Origin of the sequence: Spectribacter acetivorans (genome assembly GCF_031846305.1) — a bacterium.
In the GTDB taxonomy this organism is placed as follows: Bacteria; Pseudomonadota; Gammaproteobacteria; order Nevskiales; family Salinisphaeraceae; genus Spectribacter; species Spectribacter acetivorans.
Genome location: NZ_JAVRHY010000005.1, coordinates 264,484 through 281,464 on the forward strand (window position 1 = coordinate 264,484; position 16,981 = coordinate 281,464).

Consider the following 16,981-nt stretch of genomic DNA (forward strand, 5'->3'; position numbering starts at 1 on the left):
ATCGCATTGCGAGTCCTCATCGCTTGGAAAGGCGCGCAGGCATCAGCCCGCGCGATTGACGCGAAGGGACTCAGGCTATGGGAGGTATGAAGGGCGGGTCGGTCTGGAGCGTAGTCAGCGCCGGATTGCTCGTTCTACGATGATCTGTCGTCGACTCGAAATCGGCGTCAAATAATGAGGGGGCCAAGGCCACCAGATGGGCCCCGGCGTGACAGCAATGGTCGCAGCGATCCACCACGTCACCGTTATCTTCGTGCGCATGGCCGTTGGCAACCTGCGCGGCTTCATCGGTGGCAATCGGTATGTCCACATGCCAAGCCCAAGCAATTGCGCTTACGCCAAGCATGAACGCTGCCAGCCAGTGAACAGCGTTTAAATAGCTTCGAGAGTGGCGTACGGCCCTAGTCATTGCGAAGGTAGACTACGCAAATCCATTTGCGTTCACAAATAAGCAGATTGCACTTGCGGGCTTCCGTATCCACAAGGAACGGCAGGAGTATGCTGTGTATTTTCTGACCAATTAGGCTCGGAGGGGCGTCTCGGCTGTGCCTGACGGGATTTATCCACAGCCTGTCCCATAATTTGTCCCCCGATCCTGTGGAGGGCGTTATCTACCCGTCTTCGCTAAGTGTTGGCTCTCCAACCAAGCCTAGGCTTAGTCGAGCGTAGCGATCATGTAAATCGGCATATTCTAATTCGATAAACGTTAAACGATCCACAAGCTCATTCTTCGTCAGACGTAATAGCCGCCTCCTTGCGGCAGGGGTATCTCGTCCAACTGCTAAGCGAGCCAGATTCGATCGAGATACACTTTTACGCGCTCGACGATTGTTTACGCGGCCAATGTGCTTCGCTTGATCGAATAGACGTCGCGCATCTTCATTGGTAATGATCGCTGACTGACTAATCCCTTTATGCTCACTGTCTAAATGTTTTGATGTCGAGCAGATCGCAGCCAGGGTGACGCGTTGTTTTTTCTTTTGTAATTCCTCTATGGCGAGCCGGACCAATCTAACCGTCCGCTCGCGCTTTGCCTGGTAAATCGGTGTGAGCCAGGGCTTTTGTTGTGTATTGCTGGCTTTCATGTTCGATAATCGATGCTAATGGAAGGTTGCTCATTTTTCTCATCCGATTCGCATTCCTCCATCAGATCCATCTCTCGTAATTCTAGCTTGCAGTCTTCTACTAGGCGTCGCATCCGTGCTGCCTCCGGCAATAGGCCTTCGTTGGTAGCATAGCCGACCTCACCCTTTGCCCAGTCCAGTTTTCTAATGACTTGCGAGCGCTTCGTGGGGTCGGGGACTTTGCCTGCGCAACCAATGCACTCGAACTTTGTTTGGCAGTAGCCGTGGCTCACACAGACTCCCCCGATGACCTCGCTGAGGGTGCCTGCTTTACCCTGGGCTTCTTGATACAATTCCTGAAGCTCAGCGGGTGAGCGAGTTAGCTTCTCTTCGACATCCAGATCAAGGGCGACACTGGACAAGTACTCGTCGGCAGATTGCGCGACCATCGAGCGCGTGGGCCCTGAATAGTACTTGGTCACATCCACATTTTTTTGGTGGAGTAGCTCCGCGACGACATCTACAGGCATTTTAGCTACCTGTACAGCATGAGTCGCGAAAACGTGGCGAAGCAGGTGGGCGGTTATGTTGACTGCGCTGCCGTCTACGGCTCGGCCGCTGCATCCATGAGTTATAAATCGCAAGCAAGATTGAAGTGTGCTCGGCGACAAGTGCCTGCCGTGTAGCTGGAAAACATAGCGCCTTGGAAGAAAATCTGAAAATCGACTGGAATATGTTGAGAAAGGGACTACGGGCAACGGTTGCCCTGCTGGGAGTTCATAATTTTCTGCTAAAGCTCTCGCAACGCGGTATAGCAATTTTTTTGTATCGTCCCCTATGAAGTAATCGGCTTTCTCGTCTGACTTAGCGCCTTTGGGCGTTACACGTAGAATGTACCGCTCTTTTTTCGTAGTGCCTTTTTTGCCAGTAGGCGCCCGAAAGTTGAGCCGAACAAGACTGTCTCGATCCAATGCTACCTGTAAAACTTCCGACATTCGCGCGCCTGTGGTCGTGACAACATTTAGCGCTAACAACCCAAAGAGCGCGCTCAAATACATACTCTCCGGGTCAAGCAATACTCCGTCGGCAGCCTTGGCTAGCCGTGAGGCAGCTATTCCTTGGGGTAGCGTCGGCTTGTTCAAGCAAAGGAGGCCCTTATGAGTGGTGGTGAATGCCGTCTCCGGATAGCCCCAATCTCTTAGAAGGTTGCGGGCCGCATTTGAATTGGGGTTTCTGGAAGCTCCGATCAATCCCGCTTCGGCGAGTTCGTAAAACCAGAATGGTGGCTCGGCCTGATCTTCGTCACGTAATACCTCGACGAACGGCTGCCCATATTCGTTGTCCGCAGCTGCCGCCCAAGCTAAATCAAGAATCTTTTCCGAGAACTTATTGCTATGTCTTATTACGAAAGCCGGCCACGTCCAAAAGCGTAATTGAATAGTTCGGCCATGCTCTTCGTATGCGACAGAAGGTGGGAAATTATAAAAAGATTTCTCTGCTAGATGAATGTTGTCGCGATAGATGCCCAGCAGGCGCTGTAACTCATTGGTTCGCTGGTACGCTGCTGCCCTCAATTCTGAGTATGTAGGCATTACAACGTCGACGTGCTCTCGGCGCTTCTGCCTTGTATGTGCGTCTAGATTATTTTGAGTTAAATAAATTTTGGTAGAGGTTAGGTTGGCGAGAGGTAGTAAAAGCGGCCTGTAATTGGGTTTCAGGTGGAAGGGTAAAGCTTGATGCCAGCGGTGCATTTTCGTTGCGGCGGCTTGATAACGCCAAAGAAAGTCGGTTCGTGTTCGGGCGGAGTCCCGCCCGATCAATCCGCTCGCGTATGCGGGAAGCACCTCGTCCGGCTGAAAATCTGTCATAGACGTCAGCCGTCGCGGCAAGTATCGGGAGTGACCAAAAAAAAGCCGGAAACGCTTGCTGAGCAGCCCAAGGGTGGAGTAGGTACTACTGGGTGCTACGTTCTGAGCGGAAACAATCAGTGCCCATAGCGTCAAGGCGTCCGCCCAGGGCTGCTCGTTGATGTGCTTGATCAAGTAAGTGATCGACTTCGCGTGAAGGCCCGGTAACTTCTTACTGCGACTTAAATCGAAAGCGGTTTGTGGCGCTTCAAAGATATAAGGAGATAGCCCGTTCATGTCGGCAAGGTCGTAATTATTTCTTTTCGCGCTAAGGGTGAAGGGTGTTGTCATGGGTCTATTCACCCGCTAGCTTCATTAGATAATCCCATTCAGTGTCGGAATGAAGTCCCGCAGTCGTATTTGATGGCTTCCCAATTTGTGCTTCAACAGGTCTTGAGTGGACGGCGTTCAACACACGATGCAATTCATCCTGCAACTCATGATGCTCTCTTGCATTGAAAAAATGCTCATACGCTTCCATGGTTTTCTTGCCGGAACGCCAGCCCATATAGCTAATTAAATGCTGAATCCTTCTTTCTCTTTCGGTTTCGCTCAGCTTGCTTCGATAGATTAAATTGATTGCTCGAGTAACGTACCAATGTCGGATTTGATGCACTCGTGCTTTGATGCCGGCATGGCGGCATAGGGGATACCATGTTGTTGATCGATATGTATCCGCCGTTAATCCGGATTTTTGCCGAGTTATAAATATCGGTGTTGTTCTTGCAACTTCAGAGGGTAGTGTTTTTAAAAACTTATAGTGGTGGCTGCCATCCTGATTGCAGAGCGAGGCGCGTTCCTGCTTTATGTATTTAGTCATTAGTCGCTCTGTCTGATGGCTAAAGCGGATCCACTTATCCCGAACATTGCCAGAGCCTTTGTTCTTGCAACTGGCTTCAGTCCGATATTCGGATATTGACCAGTCACTTATCGTGAGTGAGCAAATTTCCGATACTCGGGCGCCGCTTTCGAACAGCAAACGGGTAACCAGTCGGTCCCGCAAGTTCCACCCATAGGATTCGCCCGCAGAGTAAATCCGAGACGGAAAGTCATCATCATCGAGTATCTGCGGAACCCAGTCTTTGCCCTGAACTACCAAGTACGAGGCAGTGAGTGTGTGTCGTTTCACCGGTGGCGGCACCACGCCACTCTTTTGGGGCATGCTTCCCTTTGAAGAAGGGATGCATTCGTAGTCGGAGATCGCTGTTTTTTGATCGTTCCCGATGGTGACTAGGCCGAGGGGGTTGTCTGACCTAACCCACGCCTGCTTATAGCCCAAGCGGAAAAACAGTTTTAATGCGGCGAGAGCGGTGGATACGCCAGATTGGTTGGATGCCCTCGAAACCACGAGCTTGCGGCCACCAAGGCCATCCCGGATGCGGCAGCTAAAGCTTTCCCGCAAGAAATTTTCAACTAATTGTCGAAGACGCTGTTTTGGTAAGGGTCTTAAGGCGCCGACGTCGAGGTTCTCTGACTCTACTAGCCAGTTAGCGAAGCGGAGAAGGTGTGCGAGATAGACCTTGCTGGAGCTTAGAGTGACGTGGCGCTGACTGATTCGGGCGAATTCTGTCAGCGTGGGACAGGGCTCGCCGAGGTGGCCAAACACAGCCGCATGCTTTCCAGAAGGGAGCTTGACTGTAACGGAATAATACTTGGCTTTGCGCATCTATTTTTATGCCACTGCAGATCATAAGCAATGCCTTATGGATGGATGATAATAGCGTCAAAAAATGACCTACGGTAATCTGTACTGTGAATGAGCGCTTACGGCGCCGGCGTCAGTCCTTGTCGAAGCCCCAACGCTGCAGCAGCCCGTCGAATTCATCCAGGTCGTGGAAGGTCACCCGCACCTCGCCCTTGCGGCGGTCCGGGTCGTAGCGGATGTGCACGGCATTACCCAGGTGCTCGGACAGGGCCCGCTCCAGTTCCGCCATTTCTCTGCTGGCACCGGCATCTCCGGCCACCTGCTGGTCGTCGCGGGCCTGTGAGCGGCGCCAGGCGGTTTCCAGCGCCCGTACCGACAGCCGCCGGCGGACCGCGTGGCGGGCGAACACCGGCTGTTCCGCCGGGGGGATGCCGGCCAGGATCTTGGCGTGGCCCAGCGTCAGTTCGCCGTCGTCGATGGCGGTCTGCACACTGGCTTCAAGCTTGAGCAGACGCAGATAGTTGGTGACGTAGGCGCGGGACTTGCCGATGCGGTCGGCCGCGCCGTCGTGGGTGAGGCCGTGTTCGCGGCACAGGCTTTCCAGACCGCGGGCGGTTTCCATCGGCCCCAGTGACTCCCGCTGCAGGTTCTCGATCAGCCCCAGGATGGCGGCTTCGGCGTCGGTGAGGTCGTCGCGTACCACCGCCGGCAGGTCGTGCAGGCCGGCCAGTTGCGCGGCCCGCCAGCGGCGCTCGCCGGCCAGCAGTTCGTAGCCGTCATCCCCGCGTGTGCGCACCACCACCGGTTGCACCACGCCGGATTCGCCGATCGAGTGGGCCAGCTCCGCCAGCGCCGTTTCCGAGAAGCGGCGGCGGGCCTGAAAGGTGCCCGGGTGGATCATGTCGACGGCCAGTCGTCGGACCGCCTGAGATTCCGGGGGCTGCGCCATGCCGTGCTAAGCTCGAGTGCCAGATCGGTTGGCGATCATAGCAGTTGCGCCCGGCCGGGCCGGGTGGTCAGTAGCAGGGGACGAAACCCGGATGCGATTCCGCAACTACATCAAGCCGCGCGCGGTGTCGCCGGAGATCGACGCCATGATCGACGCGCTGCCGCGCCAGAACGTCGGTTCCTGCGGCTACGATCCCTGGGGCCTGAATCTGGACACCGCCAAGATCGCCTTTTCGGCGATTCGCTGGCTGTACGAGGATTACTTCCGGGTCGAGGCGCGCGGGCTGGAAAACATTCCCGCCGACGGCCGTCTGCTGCTGATCGGCAATCACAGCGGACAACTGCCCCTGGACGGGGTGATGATGGCCTACGCCATCGCCACCAACGAACACGGGGCCCGGCTGCCGCGCACCATGGTCGAGCGTTGGTTCCCGACGGTGCCGTTTCTCGGTAACCTGATCAATCAGCTCGGCGGTGTGGTCGGCGATCCGGTCAACTGCGCCAAGATGCTGGAACGCGAGGAAGCCATCATCGTGTTTCCCGAGGGCATCCGCGGCTCCGGCAAGCCCTACCGGCTGCGCTACCAGCTACAGCGTTTCGGTCACGGTTTCATGCACCTGGCGATGGAACACCAGACGCCGATCGTGCCGGTGGCGGTAGTCGGCGCCGAGGAGACCATGCCCTCGCTGACCAATATCAAGCCCCTGGCGAAGATGCTCAACGTGCCCTACTTCCCGCTGGCGCCGCTGCTGCCGCTGCCGGCCAAGATCACGCTCAGTTTCGGGGCGCCGATGGAATTTCCCAACGATGCCCGCAATGAAGGCGAGGTCGAACGCCGCGTCGAGCAGGTCAAGGATGCCATCCGAGATCTGCTCGAGCAGGGGCTGGCCGCCCGCCGTCAGCAGCGGTAACCGCCATGGCAGACAGCAAGCAGAAAGCGACCCGCGCCCGGCGCAAGGCCCCGGCCCGCCGCCAACCGGCCGCCGCCAGCCGGCCGATTCCGGCCGCGGGCCGGCGGGGCAAGGTGATGGTCACCGGCGCGGCGGGTGCCCTGGCCAAGCAGGTGATGGACCGCCTGCGCGGGGACTACGACGTGGTGGGGGTGGATTTCCGTGGCCTGCACGCCATGCACCCGGAGTCGGTGGACTACGAGGTCGATTTCAACAAGCGCACCTTCGAGGACGTGTTCCGCGAACACCAGTTCGACGCCATCCTGCATCTGGGCCGCATCCAGTCCAGCCAGCTCAACGCCGGCCGGCGCTTCTCGGCCAACGTGGTGGGTACCGAGCGGCTGTTCCGCTTCGCGCGCAAGTACGGGGTGGAGCAGGTGATGGTGCTGTCCACCTATCACGTCTACGGGGCAGAACCGAACAATCCCTCTCTGATCGACGAGGATTTCCCGCTGCAGGCGGCCAATCTGCACCGCGAACTGGTGGACGCGGTGGAGCTGGAAAACCTCGCCAACATCTATCTCTACAAGCATCCGGAACTGCACATGACGGTGCTGCGGCCCTGCAACGTGGCGGGCCCGGGCGTTTCCAACGCCATCAGCCGGCTGCTGGGCCAGTCGGTGGCGCCCTGCCTGAGCGGGTTCTCGCCGCTGATGCAGTTCATCCACGTGGAGGACCTGGCCGACGCGGTGGTCGCCGCCCTCAAGGGCAATCGGCCGGGTGTGTACAACGTGGCACCCGACGACTACGTTGCCTATCAGGATGCCCTGGAGCTGGCGGGTTGCCGGCGGTTGTTCCTGCCCTCGCTGCCGCCGGTGCTGCCGCGCACCCTGGCTGGTCTGCTGGGCCGGTTTTCGTTCCCGGCGTATCTCACCGATTTCTTCAAGTATGCGGTGGTGCTCGACGGCAGCCGCTTCGCGCGCACGTTCGACTTCGTGCCCGCTCGCGACTTCGACGAGTTGTTCACTTTCTACCGCGGTAACAGGTAGGCGCGGCGCTGGCTGGCGGCGCCGACGCCATAACGAGAGATTCTTATGACTGCCCGGACAAGATGCGTGTTTCTGATGCTGGCCGTGGGCCTGGCTGCTGGCTGCGCCCATTCGCCACCCGAGGATCCCTGGGATCCGCTGGAGCCGGTCAACCGGCAGGTCTATGCCTTCAACGACACCCTCGACTATTACGCCCTGAGCCCGGTGGCCCGAACCTACCGGGACGTTACGCCGAGGCCGGTACGCCGCGGCATCGGCAATGCGCTGGGCAATCTCAAGGTGCCGGTTACCGCCGCCAATGACGGTTTCCAGGGCAAGGTGCATCACGCATTGTCGGGCGGTGCCCGCTTCCTGATCAACAGCACCATGGGTATTGGCGGGCTGTTCGATGTGGCCGCGGACCTGGGGCTGCCGGAGCGCGACGAGGATTTCGGCCAGACCCTGGGCGTCTGGGGTGTGGGGCAGGGCGCCTATCTGATGCTGCCCTTGCTCGGGCCGAGCACCGGGCGTGATCTGTCCGGCAACGTGGTGGACTGGTTCCTCGACCCCACCAACCACATCGACGAAACCGCCACCCAGCTGACACTGCAGGTTCTGTACCTGCTGAATCTGCGCGCCAGCCTGCTGGGGTTCGAGCAGACCGTGCGCAATGCCTTTGACCCCTATGCCTTCGTGCGCACCGCCTATCTGCAGAATCGCGAGGCCAAGGTGGCGGACGGCAAGCCGCCGCGCGAGGTTCCGGGCAACTGAATCCGGTGGCGGGCAGCGACCGCGCGGCATCGGATTTCGACCGGTTGGTCGCGTTCAATCGTGAACAGCTACAGGCCCACGCGCGGGAGCGCTTTCGCGATGGCGGCGGCACCCAGCCCAGCGTGACCCGAGTGGTCGCCGGCGAGGCCGAGGCGGTGTTCAAGGATTACGCCGACAGTGCCTGGCTGATGCGGTGGTTCGCGCCGCTGTTCGTGTATCGCGAGGCTACCGCCCTGCAGCGGCTGGCCGGGCTCGATGGCATTCCCCGGTGTTATCGCCGGGTGGACGGGCTCGGCATCCTGATCGAGTATCTGCCGGCGCCCAAATGGTCACGGTCGCAACCCACACCCGCGGCGCACGAGCGCCTGGAAAGGCTGCTGGCCGACGTCCATGCACGGGGGGTGGCGCACGGCGATCTGCGTGGCTCGGGCAATATCCTGCTGCGTGCCGACGGCCAGCCCTGTCTGGTGGATTTCGTGGCCCGGGTGCATCGCGGCCGGCCCTGGAACCGGCCCTGGAATGCGATCTTTCGCGCCTTCTGCGAGGCTGATCGCAATGCCCTGGCCAAGCTCAAGCTGCGCTGGGCGCCGGAACTGGCCACTGCCGAGGAGACCCGTCGCGCCGAGCATCGGGGTTGGCCCGCCCGTTTTGCCCGGGCGATCGGCGTCGGTGTTCGCCGCCTGGTGCGGCTGCTCGTGCGCCAGCCGGAGCGTTAGAGATGCGCGCGTTTTTCGGTCGCGTCCTGTTGCTGTTCGTGGGTCTGGTGCGCTGGCCGCTGCGGGCCTGGGTCCGCCCCCGGGTGACGCCTACCGATCTGAACGAGTTGGCGCTGGATGACCAGCGGCGCATCTGTTACGTGCTGGCCGGCGCCGGCCTGAGCGACTGGCTGGCGCTGGAGATGGCGGTAGCCGGCCACGGCCTGCCGCGGCCGCATCCGGTCCGCCACCGGCTGCCCGCGGATGACCGGGCGGTGGTGCTGGCCCTGCCCGAAGCCGCCGGGCGCGGGCGGGCGGTCTGGCAGCGGATGATCCAGCAGGGCATGGAGGCACCGGCATCCGGTGTCCAGATCGTGCCGGTATCCATTTTCTGGGGACAGAACCCGGTCAAGGAGACCTCGCTGTTCCGCATCCTGTTTGCGGATACGGAACGCCCCGGCCGGCTGCGCAAGCTGCTGATCATCCTGGCCCAGGGGCGCAATACGCTGCTGCACTTCGGGCAGCCGCTGGATTACAGCGCCTTCGCCGGCCGGGATGTGGCCCCCGAGGTGGCGGTGCGCAAGCTCTCCCGGGTGCTGCGGGTGCATTTCCGGCGACAGCGCGCGGCCACGCTGGGCCCGGCACTGTCCCATCGCGGCCAGGTGATCAATTCGGTGCTGGCCGACCCGGAAGTGCGGGCCGTGATCGAACGTACCGCCCGGGCCGAGAACGTCAGCGTCGCCGCCATCCGGGCCCGGGCACGATCCTGCGCCGACGAGATCGCCGCCGACTACTCCAACATCGCCATCGGCTTCATGCTGCGGGTGCTGTCCTGGCTGTGGCATCGCATCTACGACGGGGTCGAGGTGGCGCATCTGCAGCGGCTGCGCGATACCGCCCATGATGCCTCGCTGGTGTATCTGCCCTCGCACCGAAGCCACATGGACTATCTGCTGGTGTCCTACATCCTCTACCAGGAGGGGTTCGCCCTGCCGCAGATTGCCGCCGGCATCAATCTGGACTTCTGGCCGGTCGGCGGTCTGCTGCGGCGCTGCGGGGCGTTCTACCTGCGCCGCAGTTTCCGGGGCGACAAGCTCTACACCGCGGTTTTCCGCAGCTACGTGGACGTGCTCATCGGCCGGGGGCAGCCGATGAAGTTCTATCCCGAGGGCGGGCGCAGTCGCACCGGCCGGCTGTTACCGCCCAAGACCGGCATGCTGGCGATGGTGGCCGGTGGCCTGCTGCATCATCCGGAGCGTCCGGTGGCGCTGGTGCCGGTCTACATCGGCTATGACCGGGTGATGGAGGTCAACAGCTACTTCGAGGAGCTCAGCGGCACCCGCCCGAAGAAGGGGGAGTCCGTGCGCGGGTTGTTGCGCAGCAGCCGCAAGGTGTTGTCCCGCAAATACGGGCGGGCGCACATCTCGTTCGGCGAACCGCTGCGCCTGGATCAGTGGGCCGACCGCCACCGGCCCGGCTGGCGCGACCAACTCCCGACGGTGCCCGGTCCCTCGCGCCCCGACTGGCTGGCCGGTTTCGTTGACGACGTGGCCGAAACGGTGATGGTGCGAATCAATGCAACGGCGTCGCTCAACGCGGCCGGGCTGGTATCGCTGATCCTGCTGGGCAGCCCGCAGAAGGCCGTGGCCGAACACGAGCTGATCCATGGGGTGGAAGCGCTGCTGGCGCTGGCACGGGCCTGTCCCTACAGCCCGGATGTCCGCCTGCCGTCGGCTGACGGCGCGGCGCTGCTGGCCGAGGCCGAGCCGCTGGTGCGATTGCAACGTCACCCCCATGCCTGGGGCGATGTGCTCACACTGGCTGATCGCGACGCGGTGCTGCTGACCTATACCCGCAACAACGTGATGCATCTGTTCGCGCTGCCGTCGTTGCTGGCCAATTTCTTCGCCCATTCCGAGACCTGTTCGCGGGCCGCCGTGTTGCGCGACGCCGAAGCGCTCTATCCGCTACTGGCCGCGGAGCTGTTCCTGCGCTGGCCGGCGGACGGGGTGGCGCCGGCGCTGGATACGGCGCTCGACGGCATGCTCACGGTGGGTTTGTTGACCGAGGACGGAAACACCGGCGACCTGCGGCGCCCGGCGGTTGGGACCCGCGAATTCGCGGCCCTGATCAGCCTGGCGCGCATCATGCGCGAAACCCTGGAGCGTTACGGCATGACCGCGGTGCTGCTGGCCAACAGTCTCGACAGCGGCCATATCGAGCGCGGCGCCTTCGAGCGCCAGTGCCAGCTTATGGCCGAACGCATGGCCATTCTCACCGGCCGTAACAGCCCCGAGTTCTTCGATCTGCGGTTGTTCCGCAATCATCTGCAAACGCTGCAGCGCGACGGACTGCTCACCGGTAACGGTGGTTCCCTGCGCATTGACCCGCAAATGCGGGTGCTGGCCGAACACGCCCTGCAACTGCTCGGGCCGGATATCCGCCAGACCATCCTGCACCTGACCAGTCAGCCGCCGGCCGAGCGCCGGGCATGAAACAACCCCGCCGGGGCGGGGCGCTTCAACACAGGACAGGGAGACACCAGGCGTGATTACAACGCCACCCGGACGCCGCCCCAGATGCCACGCGGCGCGCCGGGACCGATGAAACGGAAGGCGTCCTCGAACTGCGGCCCGTCCAGGACTTCATCCGATTCGCCGTACACCCCGAACGTCTCGTAATCGGTGTCGAACACGTTGTTGACCCGGGCAAACAGGGAAACCGCACTGGTAACCGATATCTCGCCGCGAAGGTTGACGATGGCGAAGCCGTCGATGGTCTCGCTGTCGGTATTGGATTCGTCGCCGCGAAAGATCTGGTCGCCGTTGCCGACCACGTCCACGCCCAACCGTAGCCGGTCGCTGGCTTCCCAGTCGGCACCCAGCTTGAAGATGTGCTCGGGCACCAGCGGCAGCCGGTCGCCCGAGTTGACCTGCTGGGCACTTTCAGCCGCCTGGCCTTCATCCGGCTCGGCGGGGTTCGGCTCGCGGTTGGGATGATTGGGGGAGTTCACGCGGAAGCTGTCACGGAATTCGGCATTGAGATAGGTGTAGTCCGCACTCAGCCGCACGGTGGGCATCACCCGCCATTCCATGCCCAGCTCCACGCCCTGCCGGCGGGTGTCGCCGACGTTGTCGAAGAAGCCCTCGAAACGGTTGCCGGCCGAGATGAAGATGATGTCGTCCTCGTTGACGGCGTGGAATGCCGCGGTACGCCAGGCCAGGTTGCGAGTGCCGCCGCGGGCACCGACCTCGATGGTGGTGGCCACCACCTGCTCCAGCGGCGGATCATCCACGAAGCCGTTGGGCAGGCGGCACGGCGCCTCGGGATTGGCGCAGGTCAGTTCCAGCGGGGACGGGGCCCGTGAGGACTGCCCCACGCTGCCGAAGAAGGTCAGCTGGCGCGACACTTCCCAGGCCAGACCGCTGGTCATGTTCAGGCGGGAGAAGTGGTGGTCGCCGTCCAGGCTGTTGCCGGGCTCGGTGGCAAACGCCGGGGTCCGGTCGTTGAGCGTGATCTCGGTGCGGTTGAAGCGGCCGCCCAGCGTCCATTCCAGGTCCGGTGTCAGCGGGGCGCGATGCAGGAAGAAGGCGCCGATATTGCTGTTGTCCACGTTGACCCGGGTGAATGACTCGCCCACGAAGAAGCCGCTGCCCACGGTGCCGCGCTCGGCGGTCAGCCGGGCCACTTCCTGCTGCGACGCGAAGTCGCTGTCGCCGGCATCATAGGTCAGGCCGGTGGTGAGTTCGCCGCCGATCAGGCCCGGTGTCTTTAGCTGCAGGTTCACGCCCCAGCCCTCCTGCTCGTTGCTGGAGGTGTTCTGGGTGCCGCCCAGGGTGTCGGCGCCGGCCGGGATCGGCTCGCCGTTGGGATCTTCCACCACCTCGGGCGGTTCATCCGAGCCCTCTTCTTCTTCGCAGAGGTTGCCGGCCTGGGCCGGGAGTTCCTCGGCGCAGTCCTCGAATTCGCTGCCGTCACCGTTGAAGGTGTCGATGTCGCTCTTGCGGTAGTAGCCGCCCCAGGCCAGCGACATCCGGTCGTCGAGATCGCGCACCCCGCGCAGGTTGACCATCAGCATTTCCGGCGAAGTTTCATCCGGATAGGTAAAGACCTGCTCGCGGCCGCGCTCTTCGGCCAGCCGCCGCGGCACGGCGCCGTTGCCGCGCAGGGTGTTGTCGGCAGCGGTGATCGACAGATGGGTTTCCCCGCCTGCGTCGATGTGGCTGAGCTTGGAGAACAGCTGCAGGACCTCGGAATCCGAGAAGTCGCGCCAGCCGTCCTCTTCCATGCCCTGCACCAGAAACAGCCAGCCGAAGTTGCCGCTGTTGCCGCCCACCGAGACGTGGCCGCCGTAACGCCCGAAGTCGCCGCCGTAGGCCTCGGCCTGCAGGCCGGGATGAGAAAAGCCCGTCTTGGTCTTGATGTTGAGCGCACCGCCCAGGGTGTTGAGGCCGAACAGTGGATTGGAGCCGGGTAGCAGATCGATATCGGCGATCGCCGCCTGGGGAATCAGGTCGAAGTTGACGGTGTCGCCGAAGGGTTCATTGACGCGCACGCCGTCCTGATACACGGAGATGCCCTGGGGCAGTCCCAGCAGCGGCGAGGCGACGTAGCCGCGGTACTTGAGGTCGGGCTGGAACGGGTTGTTCACGGCATCATTGATGTGGACGCTTCCCAGCTCGGTGTTCAGGAACTCGACCATGTTGACCGGGTCGGTGCGTTCGATGTCCTCGGCCGTGCTGGACTGCACGTTGGCCGGGTAGCGGTTGGCGTCGACTTCGCTGCCCTCGAACGGGGTGGTGCTGATGACGTCGACCTGCTCCAGTTCCTCCTGCTTGTTCTGCGCTTGCGCCCCGGCACTCGCGGCAATCAGTACCGACGCAAGTGCCAGCCTCCGTGTGGCGTTTGGCATCCGGATGTCTCCCCTTGGCGATTTATGAGTATGACGTGAGGGAGCATCGTCGACCGGGGCTGCTAGTCGCTCAATGGGAATACTTCCCGATTTTTCGGTGGGGTGCGTGGCAGGCTGGCGTGAACCCGGGTGCCGCGTCCGGGCCGGCTGTCGATCTGCAACTGCCCGCCCAGCAGTTCGGCCCGCTCACGCATGCCGGAGATGCCCACGCCGGTGGACATGCGCGCCGGGTCGAACCCGTCGCCATCGTCCTCGATGGTGGCCGTCACCTGTTCCGCCTCGCCCGCCAGCCGGATACGGATGGTTTCGGGTGAGGCGTGCCGGTGGGCGTTGGTCAGCGCCTCCTGCACGATACGGAACACGTGGATGGCGATCTCCGGGTCCAGGCCGGACAGGTCGCTGGCGGGTGTCAGGTGATACGTGATGTCCGGATTCTGTCGCTGCCAGCCGGCCACGGTTTCCTCCAGCGCCGGGGCCAGACCCAGTTCGTCGAGACCGGGCGGGCGCAACCGGCGCATCATGCTGCGGGCCTGGTCATAGATGCGGCCGGCCACGTCGCTGATCGCCCGGGCCGATTCCGCCACGTCCGCCGGCAGGCTGTCCTCGCGGGCGAGAATACCGCCCACATCCGCGCGGATCGCGGTGAGACTTTGACCCAGCTCGTCGTGCAGCTCACGGGCCAGCCGCTGGCGCTCGGTTTCCTGGATGCGCAGCGAATGGCGGTGCAGGCGCTGGTTCTCGTCGCGGGTGCGTTCCAGCGTGGCCACCATCAGGTTGAAACGGGCGGCAAGACGGTCGAACTCGGGCATGTCGAACGCCGGCAGGCGGCGCTCGAACTCGCCGTGCTCGACCCCGGCCAGCGCGGCGCCAATGGTCTCGACCGGTCGGGTGATACGGCCCAGCGAACGGAATACGGCTGCCAGCGAGACCGCATAGAACAGGAGAATCAGCACCAGCAGGCCGCGCACGTCACGCCAGGCTTCGGCAATCTCGTCTGCCGGATCGGCATGAATCAGGATGCGCCCGGGCTGGCCCTCGATATCGAGCACGGTCTCGGCCGCCTGTTCCGGGCGGGTCAGCGCAGAGAACCAGGCCGGCGTGCCGGGCGGCGTGGTATCCGAGCAGGTCGGGGCGGGGGTGCGCGGCAGAATCAGCCGCAGACACAGGTGACGCAGTTGTTCCCCGGGGGTGAACTGGCGCAACAGGTTGTTGCTGTCGGTATGCCGGGGCAGGGTGCGCCCCAGCAGTGCCGCGGCCAGCGACACGGTGGCTTCGGTTTCGTCGCTGACTGCGATGCGCGCGTTCTGGATCACCAGGGCGGTAGCGGCCAGCAGGACCATTGCCAGCAGCAGGGTGATGAACAGCATCAACCGCGCCCGCAGACCCAGCCGGGGCGATCGGCGCGGTCCGTGGCGGCCGGCAGCCACCGGTCAGGCGGCGATCACGCCGCGACGGATCGCCAGCCGGGTCAGATCCGCCGCCGAACCGGCATCCAGCTTAGTGCGGATACGGCTGGCGTGGTTGGACACAGTCTTCGGACTCAGGAACAGCGCGTTGGCGATGTCCGGCACCGCATGGCCCTCGGCCAGCAGCCGGAATATCTCGAACTCCCGCCGCGACAGGCAGGCCAGCGGATCGACGCCGGCACCGGCCATGGCGAGATTGGGGTCGAGATAGCGCTTGCCGACCGCAACCTCGCGCACCGCGTCCACCAGCACCTCGGCCACCGCGCGCTTGGTGAGGTAACCATCCGCCCCGGCTTGCAGCGCCCGTTTCACGAAGATCTCTTCCTCGTGCACCGAAAACACCAGCACCCGGGTGTCGGGACGGCGCTTGCGGATGCGCGAACAGGCCTCTATGCCGCTCATGCCTGGCAGTGACAGGTCCATCACCACCACGTCGAAATGCGTCTGACTGACCAGCTGATAGGCCGATTCGCCGGTATCGGTTTCGCCGGCGACCACGATATCCGGCGCGCTCTTGAGCAACCGCCCGTAGCCGGCCCGCACCACTGCGTGGTCGTCGACCAGCAATACCCGGATACCTGTCTGCGGTGTCGCGTTCATGGAACGATGATAATGCAATCAATCAGGCGTCAGACCCGCACCGTCGAAATCGGCCTGCCGCCAGGCCTCGAAGGCGATCACCGATACCGCATTCGACAGATTCAGACTGCGATTGCCCGGCCGCATGGGAATGCGCAGAACCTGTGCCGGTGGCATGGTCGATAGCAGCGTATCCGGTAGCCCCCGGGTTTCCGGCCCGAACAGGAGAAGGTCGTCCGGCCCGTAATGAACCTGGTCGTAGCGCTGCCGGCCGCGGGTCGAGCAGGCCAGCAACCGGTGGTCCGGCAGGGCGGTGCGCAGGCTTTCCAGGCCGGGCCAGGTCCGCAGGCAGGCCAGTTCCCGATAGTCCAGGCCGGCCCGGCGCAGGCGGGCGTCATCCAGTTCGAACCCCAGCGGCTCGATCAAGTGCAGCGTGGCGCCCAGATTGGCGCACAAGCGGATGACGTTGCCGGTGTTGGGCGGGATTTCGGGTTGGTATAGAGCGATGTGCATGGAGATATGGTCGCACTTCTTCTGGGTGGCATCGGAGCTTGCCGGTAACGCGGCGTTTCCAGGGTTCTGGGACAGAAGAAGATTCCGCCCCGCTGACGCGGGCCGGGTGTCTTTCTTGTGCGACAAGAAAGTCACCAAAGAAACGCTCCCGGCGGGCGAGTCCTGCCTCGAACGGGGTTCGAGGCAGGATGCCCTGTGCGCTTCGGTCGGCGAGGGGGTGTTTCGACGGCACCTCCGTGTGCCGGCGAAAACCGCGCGCCCGTCCCGGGCGCGCCCCTGGCGGGCCGGGAACCTCGCCGCCCTGCAGTGCTCAGCTCGTCCCGACGGGAATGAAGAGGTGCCATAGCCGGGTGGGGTCGCCTCTTCCCGCCCGTTAGCGCTTGCCGCCCGATCGCCGGGGCATCGGGTAAACGGGCCACGGATGGCCCGTTTAGTGCCGTTCAGGACACGACGTCCTGTCGGCACGGCCCGATTCATGCCCCGGCGGTCGGGCGGGAATCCCCCGGTCAGCGCTGCGGCGCTGACCGGGGGACAAGCGGTCCGGGGGTACGGTTCACAAACAT

At 62.8% G+C, this 16,981-nt stretch carries 13 protein-coding genes; 5 read left to right on the plus strand and 8 right to left on the minus strand.

Annotation, left to right across the window (positions count from 1 at the left end; all coding sequences use genetic code 11):
• Nucleotides 1–611: 611 nt before the first annotated feature.
• The 4 genes from RM531_RS07920 to RM531_RS07935 form a co-directional block, all read right to left on the minus strand.
• Nucleotides 612–1,085, minus strand: coding sequence for a hypothetical protein (locus RM531_RS07920; RefSeq protein WP_311653658.1), 474 nt, complete (start codon nt 1,083–1,085; stop codon nt 612–614).
• Nucleotides 1,082–3,262, minus strand: coding sequence for a site-specific integrase (locus RM531_RS07925; protein ID WP_311653659.1), 2,181 nt, complete (start codon nt 3,260–3,262; stop codon nt 1,082–1,084). Before RM531_RS07925 ends, RM531_RS07920 begins: the two co-directional genes overlap by 4 nt.
• Nucleotides 3,263–3,266: 4 nt before the next feature.
• Nucleotides 3,267–4,637, minus strand: coding sequence for a tyrosine-type recombinase/integrase (locus RM531_RS07930; protein ID WP_311653660.1), 1,371 nt, complete (start codon nt 4,635–4,637; stop codon nt 3,267–3,269).
• 112 nt (nt 4,638–4,749) lie between these two features.
• Nucleotides 4,750–5,565, minus strand: coding sequence for a ParB/RepB/Spo0J family partition protein (locus RM531_RS07935; protein WP_311658493.1), 816 nt, complete (start codon nt 5,563–5,565; stop codon nt 4,750–4,752).
• 91 nt (nt 5,566–5,656) lie between these two features.
• Here RM531_RS07935 and RM531_RS07940 point away from each other — a divergent pair, with 91 nt between their 5' ends.
• The 5 genes from RM531_RS07940 (at nt 5,657) to plsB (ending at nt 11,443) form a co-directional block, all read left to right on the plus strand.
• Complete coding sequence (locus RM531_RS07940; protein ID WP_311658495.1) at nt 5,657–6,475, plus strand: lysophospholipid acyltransferase family protein; 819 nt, start codon at nt 5,657–5,659, stop codon at nt 6,473–6,475.
• A gap of 5 nt (nt 6,476–6,480) precedes the next feature.
• Entirely contained in the window at nt 6,481–7,503 is a 1,023-nt protein-coding gene (locus RM531_RS07945) for an NAD-dependent epimerase/dehydratase family protein (RefSeq protein ID WP_311658496.1), read from the plus strand.
• A gap of 75 nt (nt 7,504–7,578) precedes the next feature.
• The gene (locus RM531_RS07950) at nt 7,579–8,253 is read left to right on the plus strand and encodes an MlaA family lipoprotein (RefSeq protein WP_311658511.1); all 675 of its coding nucleotides are present in this window, start codon (nt 7,579–7,581) and stop codon (nt 8,251–8,253) included.
• Between the two features lie 5 nt (nt 8,254–8,258).
• Nucleotides 8,259–8,969: a protein kinase family protein gene (locus tag RM531_RS07955; RefSeq protein WP_311658498.1), complete on the plus strand. Its 711-nt coding sequence runs from the start codon at nt 8,259–8,261 to the stop codon at nt 8,967–8,969.
• Between the two features lie 2 nt (nt 8,970–8,971).
• Nucleotides 8,972–11,443, plus strand: a complete 2,472-nt coding sequence (gene plsB / locus RM531_RS07960; protein ID WP_311658499.1) for a glycerol-3-phosphate 1-O-acyltransferase PlsB — start codon at nt 8,972–8,974, stop codon at nt 11,441–11,443.
• Nucleotides 11,444–11,499: 56 nt separating this feature from the next.
• On the opposite strand, the gene RM531_RS07965 is transcribed toward plsB, so the two are convergent.
• From RM531_RS07965 to RM531_RS07980, 4 genes are all read right to left on the minus strand, one after another.
• Complete coding sequence (locus RM531_RS07965) at nt 11,500–13,860, minus strand: TonB-dependent receptor (RefSeq protein ID WP_311658501.1); 2,361 nt, start codon at nt 13,858–13,860, stop codon at nt 11,500–11,502.
• Between the two features lie 62 nt (nt 13,861–13,922).
• Nucleotides 13,923–15,227, minus strand: a complete 1,305-nt coding sequence (locus RM531_RS07970; protein ID WP_311658502.1) for a sensor histidine kinase — start codon at nt 15,225–15,227, stop codon at nt 13,923–13,925.
• Between the two features lie 63 nt (nt 15,228–15,290).
• On the minus strand, nt 15,291–15,926 hold the full coding sequence (locus tag RM531_RS07975; RefSeq protein WP_311658504.1) for a response regulator: 636 nt from the start codon (nt 15,924–15,926) through the stop codon (nt 15,291–15,293).
• An 18-nt stretch (nt 15,927–15,944) separates the two neighbouring features.
• The gene (locus RM531_RS07980) at nt 15,945–16,418 is read right to left on the minus strand and encodes a tRNA (cytidine(34)-2'-O)-methyltransferase (protein WP_311658505.1); all 474 of its coding nucleotides are present in this window, start codon (nt 16,416–16,418) and stop codon (nt 15,945–15,947) included.
• Between the last annotated feature and the right edge of the window lie 563 nt (nt 16,419–16,981).

Coding starts and splice junctions, on each gene's coding strand:
- RM531_RS07920 (WP_311653658.1), bottom strand. CDS start 1,085: ATGAAAGCCAGCAATACACAACAAAAGCCCTGGCTCACACCGATTTAC.
- RM531_RS07925 (WP_311653659.1), bottom strand. CDS start 3,262: ATGACAACACCCTTCACCCTTAGCGCGAAAAGAAATAATTACGACCTT.
- RM531_RS07930 (WP_311653660.1), bottom strand. CDS start 4,637: ATGCGCAAAGCCAAGTATTATTCCGTTACAGTCAAGCTCCCTTCTGGA.
- RM531_RS07935 (WP_311658493.1), bottom strand. CDS start 5,565: ATGGCGCAGCCCCCGGAATCTCAGGCGGTCCGACGACTGGCCGTCGAC.
- RM531_RS07940 (WP_311658495.1), top strand. CDS start 5,657: ATGCGATTCCGCAACTACATCAAGCCGCGCGCGGTGTCGCCGGAGATC.
- RM531_RS07945 (WP_311658496.1), top strand. CDS start 6,481: ATGGCAGACAGCAAGCAGAAAGCGACCCGCGCCCGGCGCAAGGCCCCG.
- RM531_RS07950 (WP_311658511.1), top strand. CDS start 7,579: ATGCTGGCCGTGGGCCTGGCTGCTGGCTGCGCCCATTCGCCACCCGAG.
- plsB (WP_311658499.1), top strand. CDS start 8,972: ATGCGCGCGTTTTTCGGTCGCGTCCTGTTGCTGTTCGTGGGTCTGGTG.
- RM531_RS07965 (WP_311658501.1), bottom strand. CDS start 13,860: ATGCCAAACGCCACACGGAGGCTGGCACTTGCGTCGGTACTGATTGCC.
- RM531_RS07970 (WP_311658502.1), bottom strand. CDS start 15,227: ATGCTGTTCATCACCCTGCTGCTGGCAATGGTCCTGCTGGCCGCTACC.
- RM531_RS07975 (WP_311658504.1), bottom strand. CDS start 15,926: ATGAACGCGACACCGCAGACAGGTATCCGGGTATTGCTGGTCGACGAC.
- RM531_RS07980 (WP_311658505.1), bottom strand. CDS start 16,418: ATGCACATCGCTCTATACCAACCCGAAATCCCGCCCAACACCGGCAAC.